Annotated in this window: 16 protein-coding genes and 1 pseudogene; 3 read left to right on the top strand and 14 right to left on the bottom strand. The window is 70.0% G+C overall.

The genetic code is table 11. The features are described from left to right. Positions 1-195 (bottom strand): annotated as a pseudogene (locus tag PO768_RS13510) (hypothetical protein); the annotation flags it as partial. Positions 196-281: 86 nt separating this feature from the next. Continuing rightward, positions 282-623: a hypothetical protein gene (locus PO768_RS13505; protein WP_272646478.1), complete on the bottom strand. Its 342-nt coding sequence runs from the start codon at positions 621-623 to the stop codon at positions 282-284. A 107-nt stretch (positions 624-730) separates the two neighbouring features. Here PO768_RS13505 and PO768_RS13500 point away from each other — a divergent pair, with 107 nt between their 5' ends. Next, positions 731-1,540 (top strand): GGDEF domain-containing protein, encoded by an 810-nt coding sequence (locus PO768_RS13500; RefSeq protein WP_272646477.1) that lies wholly within the window; start codon positions 731-733, stop codon positions 1,538-1,540. On the opposite strand, the gene PO768_RS13495 is transcribed toward PO768_RS13500, so the two are convergent. From PO768_RS13495 to mutL, 9 genes are all read right to left on the bottom strand, one after another. Further along, a complete protein-coding gene (locus PO768_RS13495; protein ID WP_272646476.1) occupies positions 1,537-2,622 on the bottom strand; it encodes a lipocalin-like domain-containing protein in 1,086 nt (361 codons plus the stop codon). The two genes, PO768_RS13500 and PO768_RS13495, sit on opposite strands and share 4 nt — an antisense overlap. A 4-nt stretch (positions 2,623-2,626) precedes the next feature. Beyond that, positions 2,627-2,974, bottom strand: coding sequence for a nucleotidyltransferase family protein (locus tag PO768_RS13490; RefSeq protein ID WP_272646475.1), 348 nt, complete (start codon positions 2,972-2,974; stop codon positions 2,627-2,629). After that, positions 2,971-3,408, bottom strand: a complete 438-nt coding sequence (locus PO768_RS13485; protein WP_272646474.1) for a nucleotidyltransferase substrate binding protein — start codon at positions 3,406-3,408, stop codon at positions 2,971-2,973. Before PO768_RS13485 ends, PO768_RS13490 begins: the two co-directional genes overlap by 4 nt. Further along, complete coding sequence (locus tag PO768_RS13480; RefSeq protein WP_442953228.1) at positions 3,409-5,316, bottom strand: FtsX-like permease family protein; 1,908 nt, start codon at positions 5,314-5,316, stop codon at positions 3,409-3,411. It abuts the gene before it with no gap. Positions 5,317-6,074: 758 nt separating this feature from the next. Next, a complete protein-coding gene (locus tag PO768_RS13475) occupies positions 6,075-6,740 on the bottom strand; it encodes an ABC transporter ATP-binding protein (protein ID WP_272646472.1) in 666 nt (221 codons plus the stop codon). After that, entirely contained in the window at positions 6,727-7,662 is a 936-nt protein-coding gene (gene miaA / locus PO768_RS13470; protein WP_272646471.1) for a tRNA (adenosine(37)-N6)-dimethylallyltransferase MiaA, read from the bottom strand. The genes PO768_RS13475 and miaA overlap by 14 nt, the downstream gene beginning before the upstream one ends. Beyond that, positions 7,659-8,879, bottom strand: coding sequence for a Bcr/CflA family efflux MFS transporter (locus PO768_RS13465; RefSeq protein ID WP_272646470.1), 1,221 nt, complete (start codon positions 8,877-8,879; stop codon positions 7,659-7,661). Before PO768_RS13465 ends, miaA begins: the two co-directional genes overlap by 4 nt. Continuing rightward, complete coding sequence (locus tag PO768_RS13460; protein WP_272646469.1) at positions 8,876-10,189, bottom strand: pseudouridine synthase; 1,314 nt, start codon at positions 10,187-10,189, stop codon at positions 8,876-8,878. The genes PO768_RS13465 and PO768_RS13460 overlap by 4 nt, the downstream gene beginning before the upstream one ends. A 33-nt stretch (positions 10,190-10,222) precedes the next feature. After that, positions 10,223-12,109: a DNA mismatch repair endonuclease MutL gene (gene mutL / locus PO768_RS13455; RefSeq protein ID WP_272646468.1), complete on the bottom strand. Its 1,887-nt coding sequence runs from the start codon at positions 12,107-12,109 to the stop codon at positions 10,223-10,225. A gap of 61 nt (positions 12,110-12,170) precedes the next feature. Between mutL and PO768_RS13450 the strand changes: the two genes are divergently transcribed. Then, positions 12,171-12,821, top strand: a complete 651-nt coding sequence (locus PO768_RS13450) for a DedA family protein (protein WP_272646467.1) — start codon at positions 12,171-12,173, stop codon at positions 12,819-12,821. A gap of 10 nt (positions 12,822-12,831) precedes the next feature. Here PO768_RS13450 and PO768_RS13445 read toward each other — a convergent pair whose 3' ends face one another. Together PO768_RS13445 and tsaE are read right to left on the bottom strand one after the other, a co-directional pair. After that, a complete protein-coding gene (locus tag PO768_RS13445; protein ID WP_272646466.1) occupies positions 12,832-14,238 on the bottom strand; it encodes an N-acetylmuramoyl-L-alanine amidase in 1,407 nt (468 codons plus the stop codon). Then, positions 14,235-14,711 (bottom strand): tRNA (adenosine(37)-N6)-threonylcarbamoyltransferase complex ATPase subunit type 1 TsaE, encoded by a 477-nt coding sequence (tsaE, locus tag PO768_RS13440; protein ID WP_269840145.1) that lies wholly within the window; start codon positions 14,709-14,711, stop codon positions 14,235-14,237. The genes PO768_RS13445 and tsaE overlap by 4 nt, the downstream gene beginning before the upstream one ends. On the opposite strand from tsaE, the gene queG reads away from it, so the two are divergent. After that, a complete protein-coding gene (gene queG / locus PO768_RS13435; protein ID WP_272646465.1) occupies positions 14,712-15,842 on the top strand; it encodes a tRNA epoxyqueuosine(34) reductase QueG in 1,131 nt (376 codons plus the stop codon). Here the strand turns inward: queG and PO768_RS13430 are convergent. After that, the gene (locus tag PO768_RS13430; RefSeq protein WP_272646464.1) at positions 15,792-16,700 is read right to left on the bottom strand and encodes an AEC family transporter; all 909 of its coding nucleotides are present in this window, start codon (positions 16,698-16,700) and stop codon (positions 15,792-15,794) included. The two genes, queG and PO768_RS13430, sit on opposite strands and share 51 nt — an antisense overlap. Positions 16,701-16,840 lie beyond the last annotated feature (140 nt).

Raw genomic sequence — 16,840 nt, 5'->3', positions numbered from 1 at the left:
CCAGCTGCGGGCGCTGGCCTGGCGCCCCTCGGCGGCCTCGCGATGGGCCGCAGCCGCCAGGGCCTCGGGCTGGCGCTGCCAGGCGGCCGCGAACAGCTCGGCCAGGCCGGTCTGTGCCTGCGCGGGCAGGCTCAGGGCCATCGCGATGACGCAACAGCCCGCCCCCTGGGTGATCCAGGGTCTTGTGATCTTCATGGTGTCCCTCGTCTGGGACGGGCGCACAGGCCCGCCCGGTCAACAACAGATGTCGACGCGGGGCTGGATCAGCCCCGGTCGCAGCGTCAGACCGGGGACGTGTGAGGGGGGCGTATCAGCCGTTCGGGCAGGCCGTCGGTGACCGAGCGCCGGTAGGGCGTGGCCTGGCTGTCGGCCGGCCAGTCCTGCGGCTTCGGGGGCTGCACCATCATGATGCCGGCCACCGCGCCATGGCAGCTGGGGCAATCGGCATCGATGCCGCTGCCATCGACATCAGCGTCACCGCTGTCCTGGTGCTCGTGCTGGTGATGGCCGAAATGCGCGGCGGCGCTGGCCTCGGTTTCGTGCTCGCAATAGCTGGCTGCGGCCGCCCAGGTCCACTGGAGCGGCAGCAAGGTCAGCATCAGGATCAGCACAAAGCGGCGCATGGGGCGGCAGTGTAGCCAATATTGGGGCCCCGCTCTTGGGGGTGGGGTGCTGCGGAGGGGGCGGCCTGTGGTCGAATAGCGTTGTTGTCGAGAATGATGGGCCCGCGATGCAGCAATACGATGTCGAAGCACCCGCCTGGCTGCCGGCCCTGAACCTGTGGGTGCAGAAGCTGGGCCTGTGGCGTGCGCTGGCCCTTTTGGCGGGGGCGGTCTGGCTGATGGCGGTGGGCATCTCGCAGCTGGCCATCACGCTGCTCGGCGAGGGCAACCGCGTGATCGCCACGCTGGCCGCCAGCATCTGTGCGATCAGCATCACCAGCGTGTTCGGCTACCTGTTCCTGAGCCTGGTCCAGCACCTGGACAAGGCCCACAAGAACATGACCCGCCACGCCACGCTGGACTCGCTGACCGGTACCTTCAACCGCCGCCATTTTCTCGAGCTGGTCGAGCGCGAATGGTCGCGCGCCAAGCGTTACGAGATGTCTTGCGCGCTGCTGCTGATGGACATCGACCATTTCAAGCAGGTCAACGACCGTTTCGGCCATCTGTGCGGCGACCAGCTGCTGCGCGAGATTGCCGAGGTCAGCATCGAGACGCTGCGCCAGCCCGATGTGCTGGCGCGTTTCGGTGGCGAGGAGTTCATCGTCTTCCTGCCGCACACCGATCCGCTCGGGGCGCTCGATGTGGCCGAACGCATCCGCGAGCGCATCGAGGCGCTGGACTTCAGCTGGCGCGGCGAGCCGGTGCCGGTCAGCGCCAGCCTCGGCGTGGCGGCCCTGCATGCCGAGCACATCACGCTTGACCATCTGATCTCGGACGCCGATGAGGCGCTCTATGTGGCCAAGTCGGCCGGCCGCAACTGTGTGCGTGCCGGCGCCGGCCTGCTGCCGGGCCGCTCCAGCGTGACCAGCGGCTAGGGCAGGACCATGCGACGGCTGTAGCCGGTCATCTCCAGATAGCCACGCCCGATCAGCCGGCCGCCAGCATCGAACAGCTCGCTGGCGCCCTCCCAGTACAGCAGGCCGCTGCTGGCGCGGGCATCGATCTCCTGGGCATCGAACATCGCCCTGACCTGCAGCCCGGCCTGCACAGGCGTGCTCAGCCCCCACTCGACCGGGTACTCGGCCTGGCTGACCGGGCTGCGCCAACGCCGGCCGGGCAGGAACTTCAGCTCGCCATTGCCGAAGCTGCGCACGCGACCGCCGCTCTCGCGCCAGCTGCCGCCGGTCCACAGGCTGCTGCCGTCGGCGCGGCGCAACCGGAACGCCGTCAGTGCGCTGCCGTCCAGCAGATTCAGCCCCAGCCAGTCCCAGCCGACCGCCTCGGGCGCCAGCAGGCTGTCGCTCCATTCGTGGTCCAGCCAGGAGCGGCCTTGCAGCGTCAGCAAGCGCCCGTCCAGGCTCAGCCGGCCGCGGGTCTGCATCTGGCTGCGGCTGTAGTAGTGGCTGGCCTGGCTCTCCTCGGGGCCTTTGCGCGAATAGCCGGCATCGCCCTGCAGCAGCGGCGGCAGCGCGCTGTGCAGGTCCAGGTCAAGCGCGAATCCGGCATGGGCGCTGCCGAAGCGGGCACGGTAGCGGTCGTCATCGGCACTGCGCCGCAGACGCCAGTCGCGCAGGCGCAGATCGCAGTCGGCCTCGGCGGCCTGGATACCGCCGGCGCTGGCGCGCGCCAGCCGCTGGTCATGATGCAAGCGCCCGGCGCGCAGATCGCTCAGCGCCACATGGCCCAGCAGCAACTGGCGCGGTGCCAGCGCGCTGGGATGCGACTGCACGGCTGGGTCGCGGTTGCGCAGGCGGAAAAAGGTCAGCTGGTAGCCGAACAGCGGCGGCTGCGCCTCGTCCGCACCCAGCAGCCCGGTCAGATACCACCATTCGATGCCGGTCTCGGGGTGCGCACCGAAGTCGCGCGGGAACTGCAGCGGGCGGCGGCTGATGCCGGCCAAGGCCGGAGCGATCTGCCAGACGGCGGCTTGCAGAAGCAGGAAGAGGCGCCGATGCATGCACTCAGGAGCCTTCCCGACCATGGCTATCGCTGATCGCCCATGATTGCAGCACGAGCTTGTCTCGCTCGATGATCTGGCGGAAGACGGCACCGGTCCTTGCCCAGTCCACCACATCCACTTTCCAGGGCAGATCCGACTCGGCAAAGTCCTCGGCCAGTGCGGCGGATACCGCGAGCGTCAGCGGCTGCTCGCCGATGATGGCCAGATCGAGGTCGGAGAATGGCTTGGCCCTCCCCGTGGCCCGTGAGCCGAAGGCCCAGACCTCGCGGTTCGGCACATGCCGCTGAAGAATGCTCTGGACGATGGACCATTGCGTATCGCTGATGTCCAGCGCCGGTTTGACGCTCATTCGCCCGCCCTCGTTTGCAGCTGTTGCAGCAGGTACCTGGCCTCGTCCAGAAACTCGGGGATGCTGGCGACCACGAGCAGGGCGGTGGCCTCGTCATAGGTGTGGCTGGTCTTGGCGCGCATATCCCGGTAGTGGCGCCATTGGGCCCAAGGGCTCAACAGCAAGCCCTGCTCGTTGCCCGAGCGGATCAGGTACTGGAAATCGGCAACGTCGAACTCTGTCGGGTCGGCCGCTGCGGACTCCAGATAGCGCTTGAGCATCTTGTGCGCGAGCTCATAAGTGAACTCGAAACGCTGGATCAGCCCATCGCGAATCTGGGTGTCGGAGATGTCGGATTGATAACGCGCCAAACCTTCCTGCAGACGCTGCACCGCATTGCTCAAGGATGTCAGATCCAGCGCCATTTCCTTCCCCCCGCCCTCAGAAGTCGTCACTCAGGCCTCGCATTGTCCGCCGATTTGATGCCTCCGTCGGGTGCTTGCACAGCCCACGCTCACCAATCCTCCCTTACCGCCTGCACCGCATCGACCCTGCCGGCCTTGGCAAAGCTGAGCCAGGCGGTCAACAGCGAGGCGGCGATCACCGCCAGCAGCAGCGCGGCCAGGCGGGCGGTGGGCAGGCTCAGTTCCATGCTCCAGTGAAAGCTCTGCGGGTTGACCNAGCGAGGCGGCGATCACCGCCAGCAGCAGCGCGGCCAGGCGGGCGGTGGGCAGGCTCAGTTCCATGCTCCAGTGAAAGCTCTGCGGGTTGACCACCCAGACCAGCACCGCGCTGACGCCCAGGCCCAGGGCCAGGCCGGCCAGGGCGCCGGCTGCGGTGAACAGGCCCGTCTCCAGCACCAGCAGGCGCAGCAGCTGGGCCTGGGTGAAGCCCAGATGGCGCAGCAGGCCGAACTCGCGTTTGCGTGCCAGCAGCTGGGCCGACAGGCTGGCGGCGATGCCGAACAGGCCCAGGCCCAGCGCCACCGCCTGCAGCCAGTAGGTGACCGCAAAGCTGCGGTCGAACAGGCGCAGCGACAGGGCCAGCAACTCGCCGGTGGCGGCCAGTTCCAGATCGGCCGGGTCGGCGGCCAGCGCGCGCAGCCTGGCCTGGGCCTGCACGAGATCAGAACCCGGCGCCAGCCACAGCGACAGCTCGGTGACGCGGGTGTCGCCGCTCCAGCGCTGGTAGTCGGCCAGCGACATCAGCAGCGCGCCGCTCTGGCGGCTGTAGTCGCGCCAGACGCCGCGCACAAAGAACTGCAGGGTCGGCGGCACCGCTGAACCGGGGCTCAGGCTCAGTGCCAGCCGCGCGCCGGGCCGCAGCGCCTGCTGGTCGCGCATCGCCTCGTTGATGTAGATGGGCATCAAACCAGGCGCCGGCGGCTCGGCCAGCGGCCCGACCAGCGGCAGCCGGTTCTCGTCGCGGATGGCGCGTGCCAGCAGGCTCAGCTCGGTCTGATCAACGGTCCAGGCGCGGCGGCTGCGCTGCGGGGCCAGGTCTTGCGCCAGGCCGCTGGCGCGCACCGCCTCGATGAAGTCCGGCGCCAGCGGGGCTGTGTTTCCCTTGCTCTGCAGGCTGCTGCGCAGATAGAGGTCGGCCGGCAGCATCTGGCGCAGCCAGTCCTGCAGCGAGGCGCGGAAGCTGTGGACCATCACCAGCATCGCCACCGACAGCGCCAGCGCCACCAGCACGCCGGCCAGCATCTGCGTGGCCGCGCCGGCCTGGTCGCGGGCGCGCTTCGTCAACAGCATCAGACCGGCGCTGCGCCGGGCGGGCAGCAGCCGGGTCAGCAGGCGCACCAGGCCGGGCATGGCCGCGATGCCGCCCATCAGCAGGCAGAGCATGGCCAGATAGGCGGCCAGCGGCACGCCGCCCAGCGGCGGCAACAGGGCCAGCAGCACGCCGGCCAGCAGCAGAGCCGGCGCCAGCCCGCGCGGCAACCGCGTCTGCAACTCGGTGCCCAGGCCCTTGAGTACCTGGGCCACCGCCATGCGCCGCACGGCCAAGGCCGGCAGCAGCGCGCTGAGCAGGCTGACCGCCAGCCCCAGGCCGCCGAACAACAGCATCTGCCAGGGGTCAAGCCGCAAGGCTGGCCCATTGCCACTCAGCGGGCCGCCGAGCAGGCCGCTGCCCAGATCGCCCCCCAGCAGGCGCAGGCCCAGCGCGGCCAACCCGGCGCCCAGCGCCAGGCCCAGGCCGCTGCCCAGCAGGCCCAGCAGTGCGGCCTCGGCCAGCACCAGCCGCATGCGTTCGCGCGCGCTCATGCCCAGCACGCCCAGCAGCGCCAGCTGCGGCAGGCGCTGGGCTACCGACAGCGAGATCACCGCGAACACCAGAAAGCCGCCGGTGAACAAGGCCATCAGCGACAGCACGCCCAGGTTGACGCGGTAGGCGCGGCTCAGCCGCGCCATCTGGTCCTCCTCGTCCTGCGGCGCCGCAGCGATGCTGCCTTCGGGCAGGGTCAGGTCTTGAGTCCGGGCCCCGGGCTGCAAGCGCAGCTCGATGCGGTCCAGCCGGCCGAGCCGGTCGAACAGGGCCTGGGCCGCCGCGATGTCCAGCACCGCCAGCGGCGCGCCGGGCGCGGCGACACTGCCGGCCAGGCGCAGCTCGACATCGCGAGCTAGGCCATCCTCGCCCACCAGCCGCAGCCGTAAGCGCAGAGGGCGCGGGCTGGGCAGGCGCCGCAGCGCCGCCTCGTTCAGGAAGAGGGCGTCCGGCGCCAGCAGCGACTGCAGGGCCTGGCCCTTGTCAAATGTCTGCGGCAGCAGGGCCGGATTGAACTGGGCGGTTTGCAAGGCATCCAGGCCGAGCAGGCGCAAATTGAAGCGCTCTTCAATCAAGACCTGGACCTGCCCTTCGATGACCGGCGCCGCCTGCTGGACCTGGGGCTCTTGCATCAGCTGCTCCAGCAGGGCCTCGTCCAGCGACCGCCCGTCGCTGCCGCGCAGCAGCAGATCGGGCGTGCCCGCCAGGCTGCGCTGGGCCGCGCCGAACTCGGCCAGCGCCGAGCTGTTCAGCAGCTGCACGCCGAAAGCCAGGGCCACGCCCAGCGCGATCGCCAGCAAGGCCAGCAACTGCCGGCCCCACTGCGCCTTCAGCGCCGGCCAGGACAGCGCGATCAGCCAGCGTGCCATGGCTGCAGACCGGGGCTGTCGCTCATCAGCAGGCCGCGATCGGCAGCGGCGGCGGCGCGCTCGGAGTGGGTCACCAGCAGGCAGGCCGCGCCCTCCTGCTTGCACTGCTGGCGCAGCAGGTCCAGCACCTGGGCGGCGTGACGCGGGTCCAGATTGCCGGTGGGCTCGTCGGCCAGCACCAGGGCCGGGCGGTGCACCAGCGCGCGGGCGATCGCGACACGCTGCAGCTGCCCGCCGGAGAGCTGGCGCGGCAGGCGGGCATCGAGCCCGTCCAGACCCACCGCCGCGAGCATCTGCCGCACGCGGCCGGCGTCGGGCGCGCCGATCAGCAGCAGCGGCAGGCCGACGTTGTCGGCCACCGTCAGATGCGGCAGCAGATGAAAGGCCTGGAACACAAAGCCCAGGTGGCGCCGGCGCAGCAAGGCCTGGCCCTGCTCGGGCAGCGCGGCGATGTCCTGGCCGGCCAGTAAGACCTGGCCCTGATCCAGCCGGTCCAGCCCGGCCAAGCAGTTCAGCAAGGTGGACTTGCCGCAGCCCGATTCGCCCAGCAGCGCCACCAGTTCGCCGGCCTGCAGGCGCAGATCGATGCCGGCGAACACGGGGGTGTCGCCGTAGCGCTTGGCCAGGCCACGGGCCTCAAGCACCGCCATCGTGGAGCAGCCGGTGCACGGCGGCCAGCAGATGCAGCGGCGCCTCGGGCGACTCGCAGGCGATCACTTGGCGCTGCGGCATGCTGCGCAGCCAGGTGTGCTGGCGCTTGGCCAGCTGCCGGGTCGCGGCGATGCCGCGCTCGGGCAGGGTCTTCATATCACCGGAGTCGAGGGCCTCCCAGACCTGGCGGTAGCCGACGCAGCGCATGGCCGGCAGGCCCGGATGCAGATCGCCGCGCGCGCGCAGGCGCTCGACCTCGGCGATCAGGCCCTGGTCCAGCATCTGCTCGAAGCGCTGCGCCAGGCGCTGGTGCAGCCAGGCGCGGTCGCTGGGCTCCAGCGACAGCAGCGGCCAATCGACGCCGGCGCTGCGCTCCTGTTCGGCATGCAGCACCGACAGCGGCTTGCCTGCCAGATGCCAGACCTCCAGCGCGCGTTGGATGCGCTGCGAATCACCGGGCGCCAGGCGGGCCGCAGTGACCGGGTCGACCTCGGCCAGCTTCGCATGCATGGCCGGCCAGCCGATCGCGGCGGCCTCGGCATCGAGCCGCGCGCGCAGGGTCTCATCGCCCTGCGGCAGGGTCGACAGGCCGTCGAACAAGGCCTTGAAATAAAGCATGGTGCCGCCGACCAGCAGCGGCAGCTTGCCGCGCGCCAGGATCTCGGTGGCCAGGCGCTGCGCATCCTTGGCGAACTGGGCAGCGCTGTAGCTGTCCAGCGGGTCGAGGATGTCGATCAGGTGGTGCGGCACGGCGGCCAGCTCGGCCGGTGTGGGCTTGGCCGTGCCGATGTCCATGCCGCGATAGACCAGGGCCGAGTCGACGCTGATGATCTCGATGGGCAGCACCTCGGCCAGCGCCAGCGCGCCGGCGGTCTTGCCGCTGCCGGTCGGGCCGGCCAGGCAGATCGGGCCGAGCTTCATGCGGGCACCACCGGCCGCAAGTGCCGCTCCTGCGACTGCACCAGGGTCCAGCCGCAGACGGCAGCGGCCAGGCCCAGCACCATCATCGTCCCGGCCATGGTCCGCACCGTGCCATCCAGGCTCAGGCCCAGCCAGCCGCCCAGCGCGAAGGCCACCAGGGCCGAGGCGAAGCCCGACAGCGCCGCCGCCGCGCCGGCCTGCTTCGGGAAGGGGCCGACCGCGCCGGCCTGGCTGCAGGGTTGCAGCACGCCATGGCCCAGCATGATGAAGACATGCGGAATCATCAGCGCCCAGACCGAGGGCGGCCAGACCCAGGCAGCCAGACCCAGGCCGCAGGCACCGGTGAAGGTGAAGAAGGCGCCGCGCCGCACCGTGCGGGCCAGGCTCAGCCGCGCCAGCCAGCGCCGGCACAGCAGGGTGCCCAGCACATAGATACCGGCGCCCAGACCCACCAGCAGGCCGTAATGGCCGCGCGACAGGCCCAGCACCTCGATGAAGACAAAGGCCGAGGCGGCCAGAAAGGTGTAGAGCGTGCCGTAGGCCAGGCTGGTCAGCAGGGTGTAGGCGCGAAACGAGGGGTGGGCCAGTACCAGGGCCCAGTTGGCCAGCAAGCGGCGTGGCCGCAGCGCCTCGGGGTCAGGCTTTGCCAGGCTCTCAGGGATGCGCAGTGTCACCAGGGCCAGCGCCGCCGCGCCGGCCAGCGCAATGGCCAGCAGGGCCCAGCGGCAGCCGAAGGCCCCCGCCAGCGCCCCGCCCAGCGGCGGCGCCAGCATCGCCAGCACGCCCAGGCCGCCCAGCGCCCGCGCCATCACGCGCGCGCCCTGCTGCGGCTCGAACCAGTCGCGCAGCATGGCGCGCGCGCCGACCACGGCGGCCGCCAAGGCCAGACCCTGCAGCGCGCGGCAGATCACCAGCAGCCAGATGTCGGCCGCCAGCGCGCCGGCCACCGCGGCCCCGGCATAGAGTGCGAGGCCGGCCAGCAGCACCGGCCGGCGGCCGATGCGGTCGCTGAGCGGGCCCAGCAGCAGTTGGCCGAAGCCGAAGCAGAGCATCAGCGCCGACAGGGTCAGCTGGGTGGCCGCCATCGGCGCGGCCAGATCGGCGCGCAGCGCGGGCAGGGCCGGCAGGTAGAGATCGGTGCTGATCGGCTGCAGGCCCAGCAGCAGGGCCAGCGCGGCGATCTGCCAGCCCAGCGTCGGTGCGAGGGGCGTTTTCAATCAAAGCGCTCCCAGGGCGACAGAAAGCGCCACTGGCCGGGCGGCAGATGGCCCAGATTGATGCGGCCGATGCGCACCCGCTTCAGGCCCACGACCTTGAGCCCGACCAGCTCGCACATGCGGCGGATCTGGCGCTTGCGGCCCTCGCGCAGCACGAAACGCAGCTGGTCGTCATTGATCCAGCTGACCTTGGCCGGCTTGAGCTGCACGCCATCCAGCTCCAGCCCATGGTTCAGCAGGGCCAGGTCTTGCGCCGGGAAGCGTGCCATCGGCGCGCCTTCGCCGGCCAGCGCGACGCGCCCCAGGTATTCCTTCTCGACCTTGGAGTCCTCGCCGATCAGCGTCTTGGCGACGCGGCCGTCCTGGGTCAGCACCAGCAGACCGGTCGAATCGATGTCTAGACGGCCGGCGGGGGCCAGGCCGCGGCTGTGGCCGATATGGAACTTCAGGCCCGAGGGGTCTTCGCTCCACTGGTTGGCGCTCTTGATCAGCACCGAAGCCGGTTCATAGCCGTCCTCGGCCTGGCCGGAGACATAGCCGATCGGCTTGTTCAGCAAGAGGGTGACCTGCTTGGCCTGCTCCTTGTGGGCGCGCGGGTCAATCTCTATCTTCACGCCAGGCTGGACGCGCTGGCCCAGCACGGCCATCTTGCCGTCCACCTTGACCCAGCCTGCGCCTATCCACTCATCGGCCTCGCGGCGCGAGGCCATGCCCAGCGCGGTCATGTGCTTGGACAGGCGTTCGCCCTCGCTGCTCGGGTCGCGGTAGTTGTCGTCGTCATCGTCGTCGTCCCGGTGACGCGGCGCCGGGCGCTGCGGGAAGGCACGCGGCTCTGGCGGGCGGACATTGGGGCGCGGACCGGTGGCGCGGCGCTGGTCGCGGCGCGGCTCCTGGCGGTCTTCCTGACGGGCGTCCGGGCGCTGCTCATGGCGCTGCGGCTCATGGCGCGGATCGCGCCGGCTCGGCTCACCGGCAAACTCGGGCCGGGGGCCGCGCTCGGGGCGGTCCTGGCGCTCATAAGGACGCTGCGCGCCTTCGCTGCGGCGTTGCGGGCGACGGTCCTCGAAGCGCGGGCCATCATCGCGGCGCGGCGGCCGTGCCGCGGCTGGGCGTTGCTGCTGCTGAACCTCCTCGGCGGCACGGCGCTGCTCGAAAGCGGCCTGGCGTTCGGCGCGTTCGGTCTGGGCCGCCGCCAGGCTCTGGCGGGGGCGCGAGACGCCCTTGCCACGCAAGGGGCCGCGGCGCTCGCCCTCGGGTTTGTCGACGGCGCCGGGTTTGTTGTTCTTCTTGTTCAGTTTCAATGTGGCCATCACGGCTCCTTCGGGGTGGCGGTCGGCTGCGTATCAGCGACCGCGCAAAAACAGCGCATCGAGCTCGCGCATGGTCAGCTGGCGCCAGGTCGGGCGACCATGATTGCACTGATCGGCACGCTCGGTGCGCTCCATATCGCGCAGCAGGGCATTCATCTCGTCCAGCGTCAGCTGGCGGTTCGCGCGCACCGCGCCATGGCAGGCCATGGTCGCGAGGATCTCGTGCTGGGCGCGTTCGATGGCCTGGCTGGCGTCGAACTGGGCCAGCTCGGCCAGCACGCTGCGCGCCAGCTCGACGACATCGCCGCCGGCCAGCGCGGCCGGCCGGGCCCGCACCGCCAGCACCTTGGCCGACAGCGGCGCGATATCCAGACCCAGGCGCTCCAAGGTCGTGGCCTGGGCCTCGGCGGTGGCGATCTCCTGCGGCGTCGCGGCAAAGGTGACAGGGATCAGCAGCGGCTGCGACTCGATCGCCGCGGCACCCAGGCTGGCCTTGAGCCGCTCGTAGACCACCCGCTCATGGGCGGCATGCATATCGACAATGATCAGCCCCTGGGCGTTCTCGGCCAGCACATAGACGCCCTGGATCTGGGCGATGGCACGGCCCAGCGGCCAGTCGTGCTGGGGCAGGGTGGGGGCAGCGGCGTGAGACGCTGGGCTGGGGGCAGGTGTTGCCGGCTGGCCGTACAGCGTCGCCACCTCGGCCAGGCCCAGCGAGACCTGGGCGCTATTGGCAATGGGGCTGCGCCAGCTGGGCGCTGCGCCGCCGTAACTCGGCGTGGGCTCGGCGGCCGGCTGAGCGAACCATGCCGGCGGATGGCCGGGTGCGGGGCGGAAACCGGTGGCACCGGCGGCCGCCTGCTGGGCCTGCTCGATGGCGGGTGCAGCGGCCGTCGCCTCGCTGCTGCGCGACAGCGCCAGCGCATCCTGCACCGCATAGCGCACCTTCTGGTGCATCTCGCGGCCGTCGCGAAAGCGCACCTCGATCTTGGTCGGGTGCACATTGACATCGACCCGGTCGGGCGCGATCTCGATGAAGAGCACATAGCAGGGCTGGCGGTGACCGTGCAGCACGTCCTCATAGGCCGAGCGGATGCCGTGGGCTATCAGCTTGTCGCGCACGAAACGGCCGTTGACATAGACGTACTGCATATCGGCGCGACTGCGCGCGGCCTCCGGCAGGCCGGCGCGGCCGTAGACGCGCAGCGGTCCGGTCTCGGCGAACACCGCACGGCTTTCGGCCATGAACTCGGTGCCCAGCACATCGGCCAGGCGCTGCTCGGAGCTGGCGATGCGCAGCTGCTCGACCAGCTTGCCCTCATGCCAGACGGTGAAGCCGACATCGGGCCGGGCCAGCGCATGGCGGCGCACCGATTCCAGGCAATGGGCCAGCTCGGTGGCATCGGTCTTCAGGAATTTGCGGCGCGCCGGCGTGCTGAAGAACAGCTCGCGCACCTCGACACTGGTGCCGCGGGCGCGCGCCGCCGGCGCCAGCTCGCCGGAGCGGGCATCGAGCCGGTGGGCATGGGGCGCGCCCTCGCAGCGGCTGGACACCGCCATCTCGGCCACCGAGGAGATCGCGGCCAGGGCCTCGCCACGAAAACCCATGGTCGCGACCGATTCCAGCTCGTCCAGATTGCGGATCTTGCTGGTGGCGTGGCGCTTGAGCGCCAGCGGCAGCTCCTCGACCGGGATGCCCAGGCCGTCGTCCTCGACCACGACGCTGCGCACGCCGCCGGCCATCAGCTTGACGGTGATCTGCGTCGCGCCGGCATCCAGCGCGTTGTCCACCAGCTCGCGCACCACCGAGGCCGGGCGCTCGACCACCTCGCCGGCGGCAATCTGGCTGATCAGTTCATCGGGGAGTTCGCGGATGGCGCGGCGCTGGGCCGCCGGCGCGCTGGGGGAAGACAAATCCATGGGCCGATTGTAAGAAGTCCTGTCATCGAGGCGGTATCAAGCCCGGTCATAATCCGCCGCCATGGAATTCGCGAGCTTTCTGATCGACTTCATCCTGCATGTGGACAAGCATATTGCCGCGTTCGTGCAGGCCTATGGCGCCTGGGTTTATGCCCTGCTGTTCCTGATCGTCTTCGTCGAGACCGGTCTGGTGGTGATGCCCTTTCTGCCGGGTGATTCGCTGCTCTTCGTGGTCGGCGCCCTGTGCGGCACCGGCGTGATGAGCCTGCCGCTGGCCATCACGATCTTGCTGATCGCGGCCATTCTGGGTGATCAGACCAACTACCTGATCGGGCGCTACTTCGGCCCCAAGGTGTTCCAGTGGGAGCAGTCGCGCTTCTTCAATAAGCGCGCCTTCAATGCGGCGCACGAGTTCTACGAAAAAAACGGCGGCGTGACCATCATCATCGCCCGCTTCATGCCCTTCATCCGCACCTTCGCTCCCTTTGTGGCCGGTGTGGCCGAGATGAGCCGTGGCAAGTTCACGCTCTACAACGTGGTCGGCGCCTTCATCTGGGTCGTGGGCATCACTGTGGCCGGCTATCTGTTCGGCAACATCCCCTTTGTGCAGACCCATCTGAGCAAGATCATCTGGGCGATGATCATCATCCCGGGCCTGATCGCGATCTACGGCGGCTGGAAGGCCAGCCGGAGCCAACAGAAGGCGGCCTGAGCCCGGTGAGCTACAGCGAGCGGTGCCGCGCGAGCGGCGGGTTCTTCGCGAAATAGCGCGCGATGCCGGTGGCCAGCGCATTGACGAGCTGGGCCTGGTAGTCGGGGTCGCTCAGCTTGGCCTCTTCCTCAGGGTTCGAGATGAAGGCCGTCTCGACCAGGATGGAGGGCACGTCGGGCGCCTTCAGCACCGCGAAGCCGGCCTGCTCGACCGCCTTCTTGTGCAGGCGGCCGACCTTGCCGATCTGGCCCAGCACCTCGGAGCCGAGCTTCAGGCTGTCCTTGATCTGGGCGCTGGTGCTCATATCCAGCATCGCGCGCAGCACCTCGCGGTCCTTGACCGAGGCGACGTTGACGCCGCCGACCTGATCGGCCCGGTTCTCCTTGGCCGCGATCCAGCGCGCCGCCGTGCTGGTGGCCGCTCCCTGGCTCAGCGCGAACACCGAGGCGCCGCGCGCCTGCGGCGTGAAGAAGGCATCGGCATGGATGGAGACAAACAGATCGGCTTGCACACGGCGGGCCTTGCGCACCCGCTCCTGCAGCGGCACGAAAAAATCGGCATCGCGCGTCATCATCACGCGGATATTGGGGTTGCTGTTGAGCCGGTCGCGCAGCTTCAGCGCCACGGCCAGCACCACATCCTTTTCCTTCAGCCCGCTGGGGCCGACGGCGCCGGGGTCTTCGCCGCCATGGCCGGGGTCCAGCGCGATGACGATCAGCCGGTCCAGCTTGCTGCGGTCGATCGGGCCGGGCGCTGGCGCTGGTGCCGGGGTCTGCAGCGATGGGGTGGAGGCGGGCGTTGTGACGGGCGGTGTGACGGGCGGTGTGGTGGGCGCAGGGGACGGCGCGGGTGATGGCGCTGCAGCCACCGGGGGCAGGGCGGCTGGCTTCTCGATCCGGCCGATCAGCTCGCCGAGCGCGTCCTGCACCGCCTGCGCGGCCTGGGTTTCGGCCTGTTCCTTCTCGCGGATCAGGGCCAGCAGCGGATCACGTTCCTGCTGCGGGTAGAGGTCGAAGACCAGGCGGTCCTTGTAGGCCGCGACCGGCTCCAGCGTGAAGATCTGCGGCGCCACCGGCTGCTTCAGGTCCAGCACGATGCGCACGACGCGCGGCTGGTTCTGGCCGACCCGCACCGCGCTGATATAGGGATCGTCGGGCTTGATCTTGCCCAGCAGCTCGCGCAAGCCGGCGCTGAGCTCCAGCCCGTCGATATCGATCACCAGCCGGTGCGGGCTGTCGACCAGGAAGTGTTTGGCAGCCAGCGGCCGGTCGGATTCCAGCGTCACCCGGGTGTAATCGGGTGCCGGCCAGACCCGCACCGCGACAATGCTGGCACTGCTGGCTGCCCGCACCAGCTGGGGAGCCTGCAGCAGCAGCACCAGGCTGCCCATGCGGCGCAGCGCGAGACGTCGGCTCATGGCGCCAGCCCCTTCAGCAAGGCCTGACCCTCGGCGGTGCAGGCCTGCAGTTCGACCCGGCGGCTGTCGTCGTCCTGGGTGGCGAGCCAGATGCGCAGATCGGGCGTCGGCAGCATGCCCTCGGCCTTCTCCGGCCACTCGCTGAGCTTGAGCCCGGGCCGGGTGAAGATCTCGCGAAAGCCGGCGTCCTCCCACTCGCGCGGGTCGGCGAAGCGGTAGAAATCGAAATGGCTGACATCGCCCTGGGGCAACTCATAGCTCTCCAGCACCGCGTAGCTGGGGCTCTTGATGCGGCCGGTCACGCCCAGTGCGCGCAGCAGATGGCGCACCAGGCTGGTCTTGCCGGCGCCCAGCGAGCCGTGCAACTCGATGCTGGCATTCATCAGGCCCGGCGCCTGGGCCAGCCGGGCGGCAAAGGCCTCGGTGGCGGCTTCATCGGGCCACAGCAGGTGGCGGCTTTCTAGAATGCGCAAATGAACGAGGCTCCACAGCAAATCGGTGACAAGGACGCGCAAGCGCTGCTGCTGCAAGTGCGCGCCTGGGCGCTTGAGCTGGGATTCTCACAGATTGGCGTGGCAGGCATCGATCTCGCGAGCGCCGAGCCGGGTCTGGCGGCCTGGTTGGCGGCCGGTTTTCACGGCGCTATGCACTATATGGAGGCCCACGGCCTCAAGCGCGCACGCCCGGCCGAACTGGTGCCCGGCACGCTGCGGGTGCTGACCGTGCGCATGGACTACCGGCCACGCGGCAGTGTGGAGGACTGGCAAGCCGTCGAGTGGCGGGGCCTGGGTGATCCGCAGCGCGCACAACTGTCTATCTATGCCCGGGGCCGCGACTATCACAAGGTCTTGCGCGCCCGGCTGCAGCAGCTTGCGACCCGGCTGGAGCAGGCCATCGGACCCTTCGGCTACCGCGTCTTCACCGACTCGGCCCCGGTGCTGGAGGTGGAACTGGCCGCGCGCTCCGGCATCGGCTGGCGCGGCAAGCACACGCTGACCCTGCACCGCGAGCATGGCTCGATGTTTTTCCTCGGCGAGATCTATCTGGACCTGCCGTTGCCGCTCTCGGAGCCGATCAGCGCCCATTGCGGCCAGTGCACGGCCTGCATCGAGGCCTGCCCCACCGGCGCCATCGTGGCGCCCTACCGGGTCGATGCGCGGCGCTGCATCTCCTATCTGACCATCGAGCATGATGGCGCCATCCCGATCGAGCTGCGGCCGCTGATGGGCAACCGCATCTACGGCTGCGACGACTGCCAGCTGATCTGCCCCTGGAACAAGTTCGCCGGCAAGAGCACGCTGCCGGACTTCGACGAGCGCGAGCCGCTGCGCGCGCCCGGCCTGCTGGCGCTGTGGGCCTGGAGCGAGACCGAGTTCTTGCGCTTCACCGAGGGTTCGGCGATCCGCCGCATCGGCCATGCGCGCTGGCGGCGCAATCTGGCCGTGGCGATGGGCAATGCGCTGCGCGCCGGCTCGGACCAGGGCATCAGCATGGCCTTGCGAGAGGCGCTGCCGAGCGCCAACGAACTGCTGGCCGAGCACATCGAATGGGCGCTACAACAGGCTCAGCCAGAACGGCAGGCTGAGCATGCCCACCCCGGTTGACAGGGTCACCAGGCCTGCCACGAAGGCCGCATGGCCGCCCATGCGCGCGGCCAGTACATAGGCGCTGGAGGCGGTCGGCAGGGCCGCGAAGGTCAGCAGCACGACGCGCTGGCCGGCCGGCAGGGCCAGCCCGTGGCCCAGGCCCAGGGCCAGCAAGGGCAGGGCGGCATGGCGGATTGCCAGCAGCGCGGCGGCCAGCCGTGGTGCATCGCGCAGTGCGCCAAAGCGCAGGCCGGCGCCCACCGCCATCAGGCCCAGCGGCAGGGCGGCCAGGCCGATGCGGTTCAAGGTCAGCGCGGCAGCCTCGGGCAGTTTCAGCCCCATCAGATTAGCGATCAGGCCGGCCACGGTGCTGAGGATCAGCGGGTTGCGCGCCAGCTCGCGCCACAGGCCCTGGCCGCCGTGTCGGGCCAGCGGGTAGACGGCGGCCACATTGCAGATCGGCACGCACAGCGCCACCAGCAGGGCCACCCAGGCCACGCCCTGCGCGCCCTGCAGCCGCTCGGCCAGCGCCAGCGCGATATAGGAATTGAAGCGGAAAGCCACCTGGGCGCCGGAGGCATGGGCGCGCGCATCGACACCGGGCCAGAGCTTCAGCCCATAGGCCAGCCCGACGCCGGCCAGCACCACGGCCACACCGGCACCGGCCAGGCTCAGGGTCTCGGCCGGCTGCAGCGGCGTGCGCACGATGGAATTGAACAGCAGCACCGGGAACAGCAGGTAGTACACCAGCTTCTCGGTGGCCTCCCAGATCGGCCGGTTCAGCGCCGTGTAGCGGCACAGCAGAAAACCGCAAAGTATCAACAGCGCGTCGGGCAGTAGCAGCAGGAAGTCGGGAACAGCGGGAACGGCAGGCATGGCCGGCAGTGTGCCATCGGGGCGCTGTCGGCCGATGCTGTGCCGGCTGCGTTAGGCTTGGGGCAAGGAGAGTGATATGGCTTTTTTCCCTGGGATCCCCCGCAAGGCAGCTGCGCGCAGCAAGGCTGTGCCGAACCGAC

The organism is Paucibacter sp. XJ19-41, from assembly GCF_028462495.1.
Taxonomy (GTDB): domain Bacteria; phylum Pseudomonadota; class Gammaproteobacteria; order Burkholderiales; family Burkholderiaceae_C; genus Roseateles_E.
The sequence above is the reverse complement of the archived record's forward strand: the minus strand, read 5'-3'. Positions and strand labels throughout refer to the sequence as shown.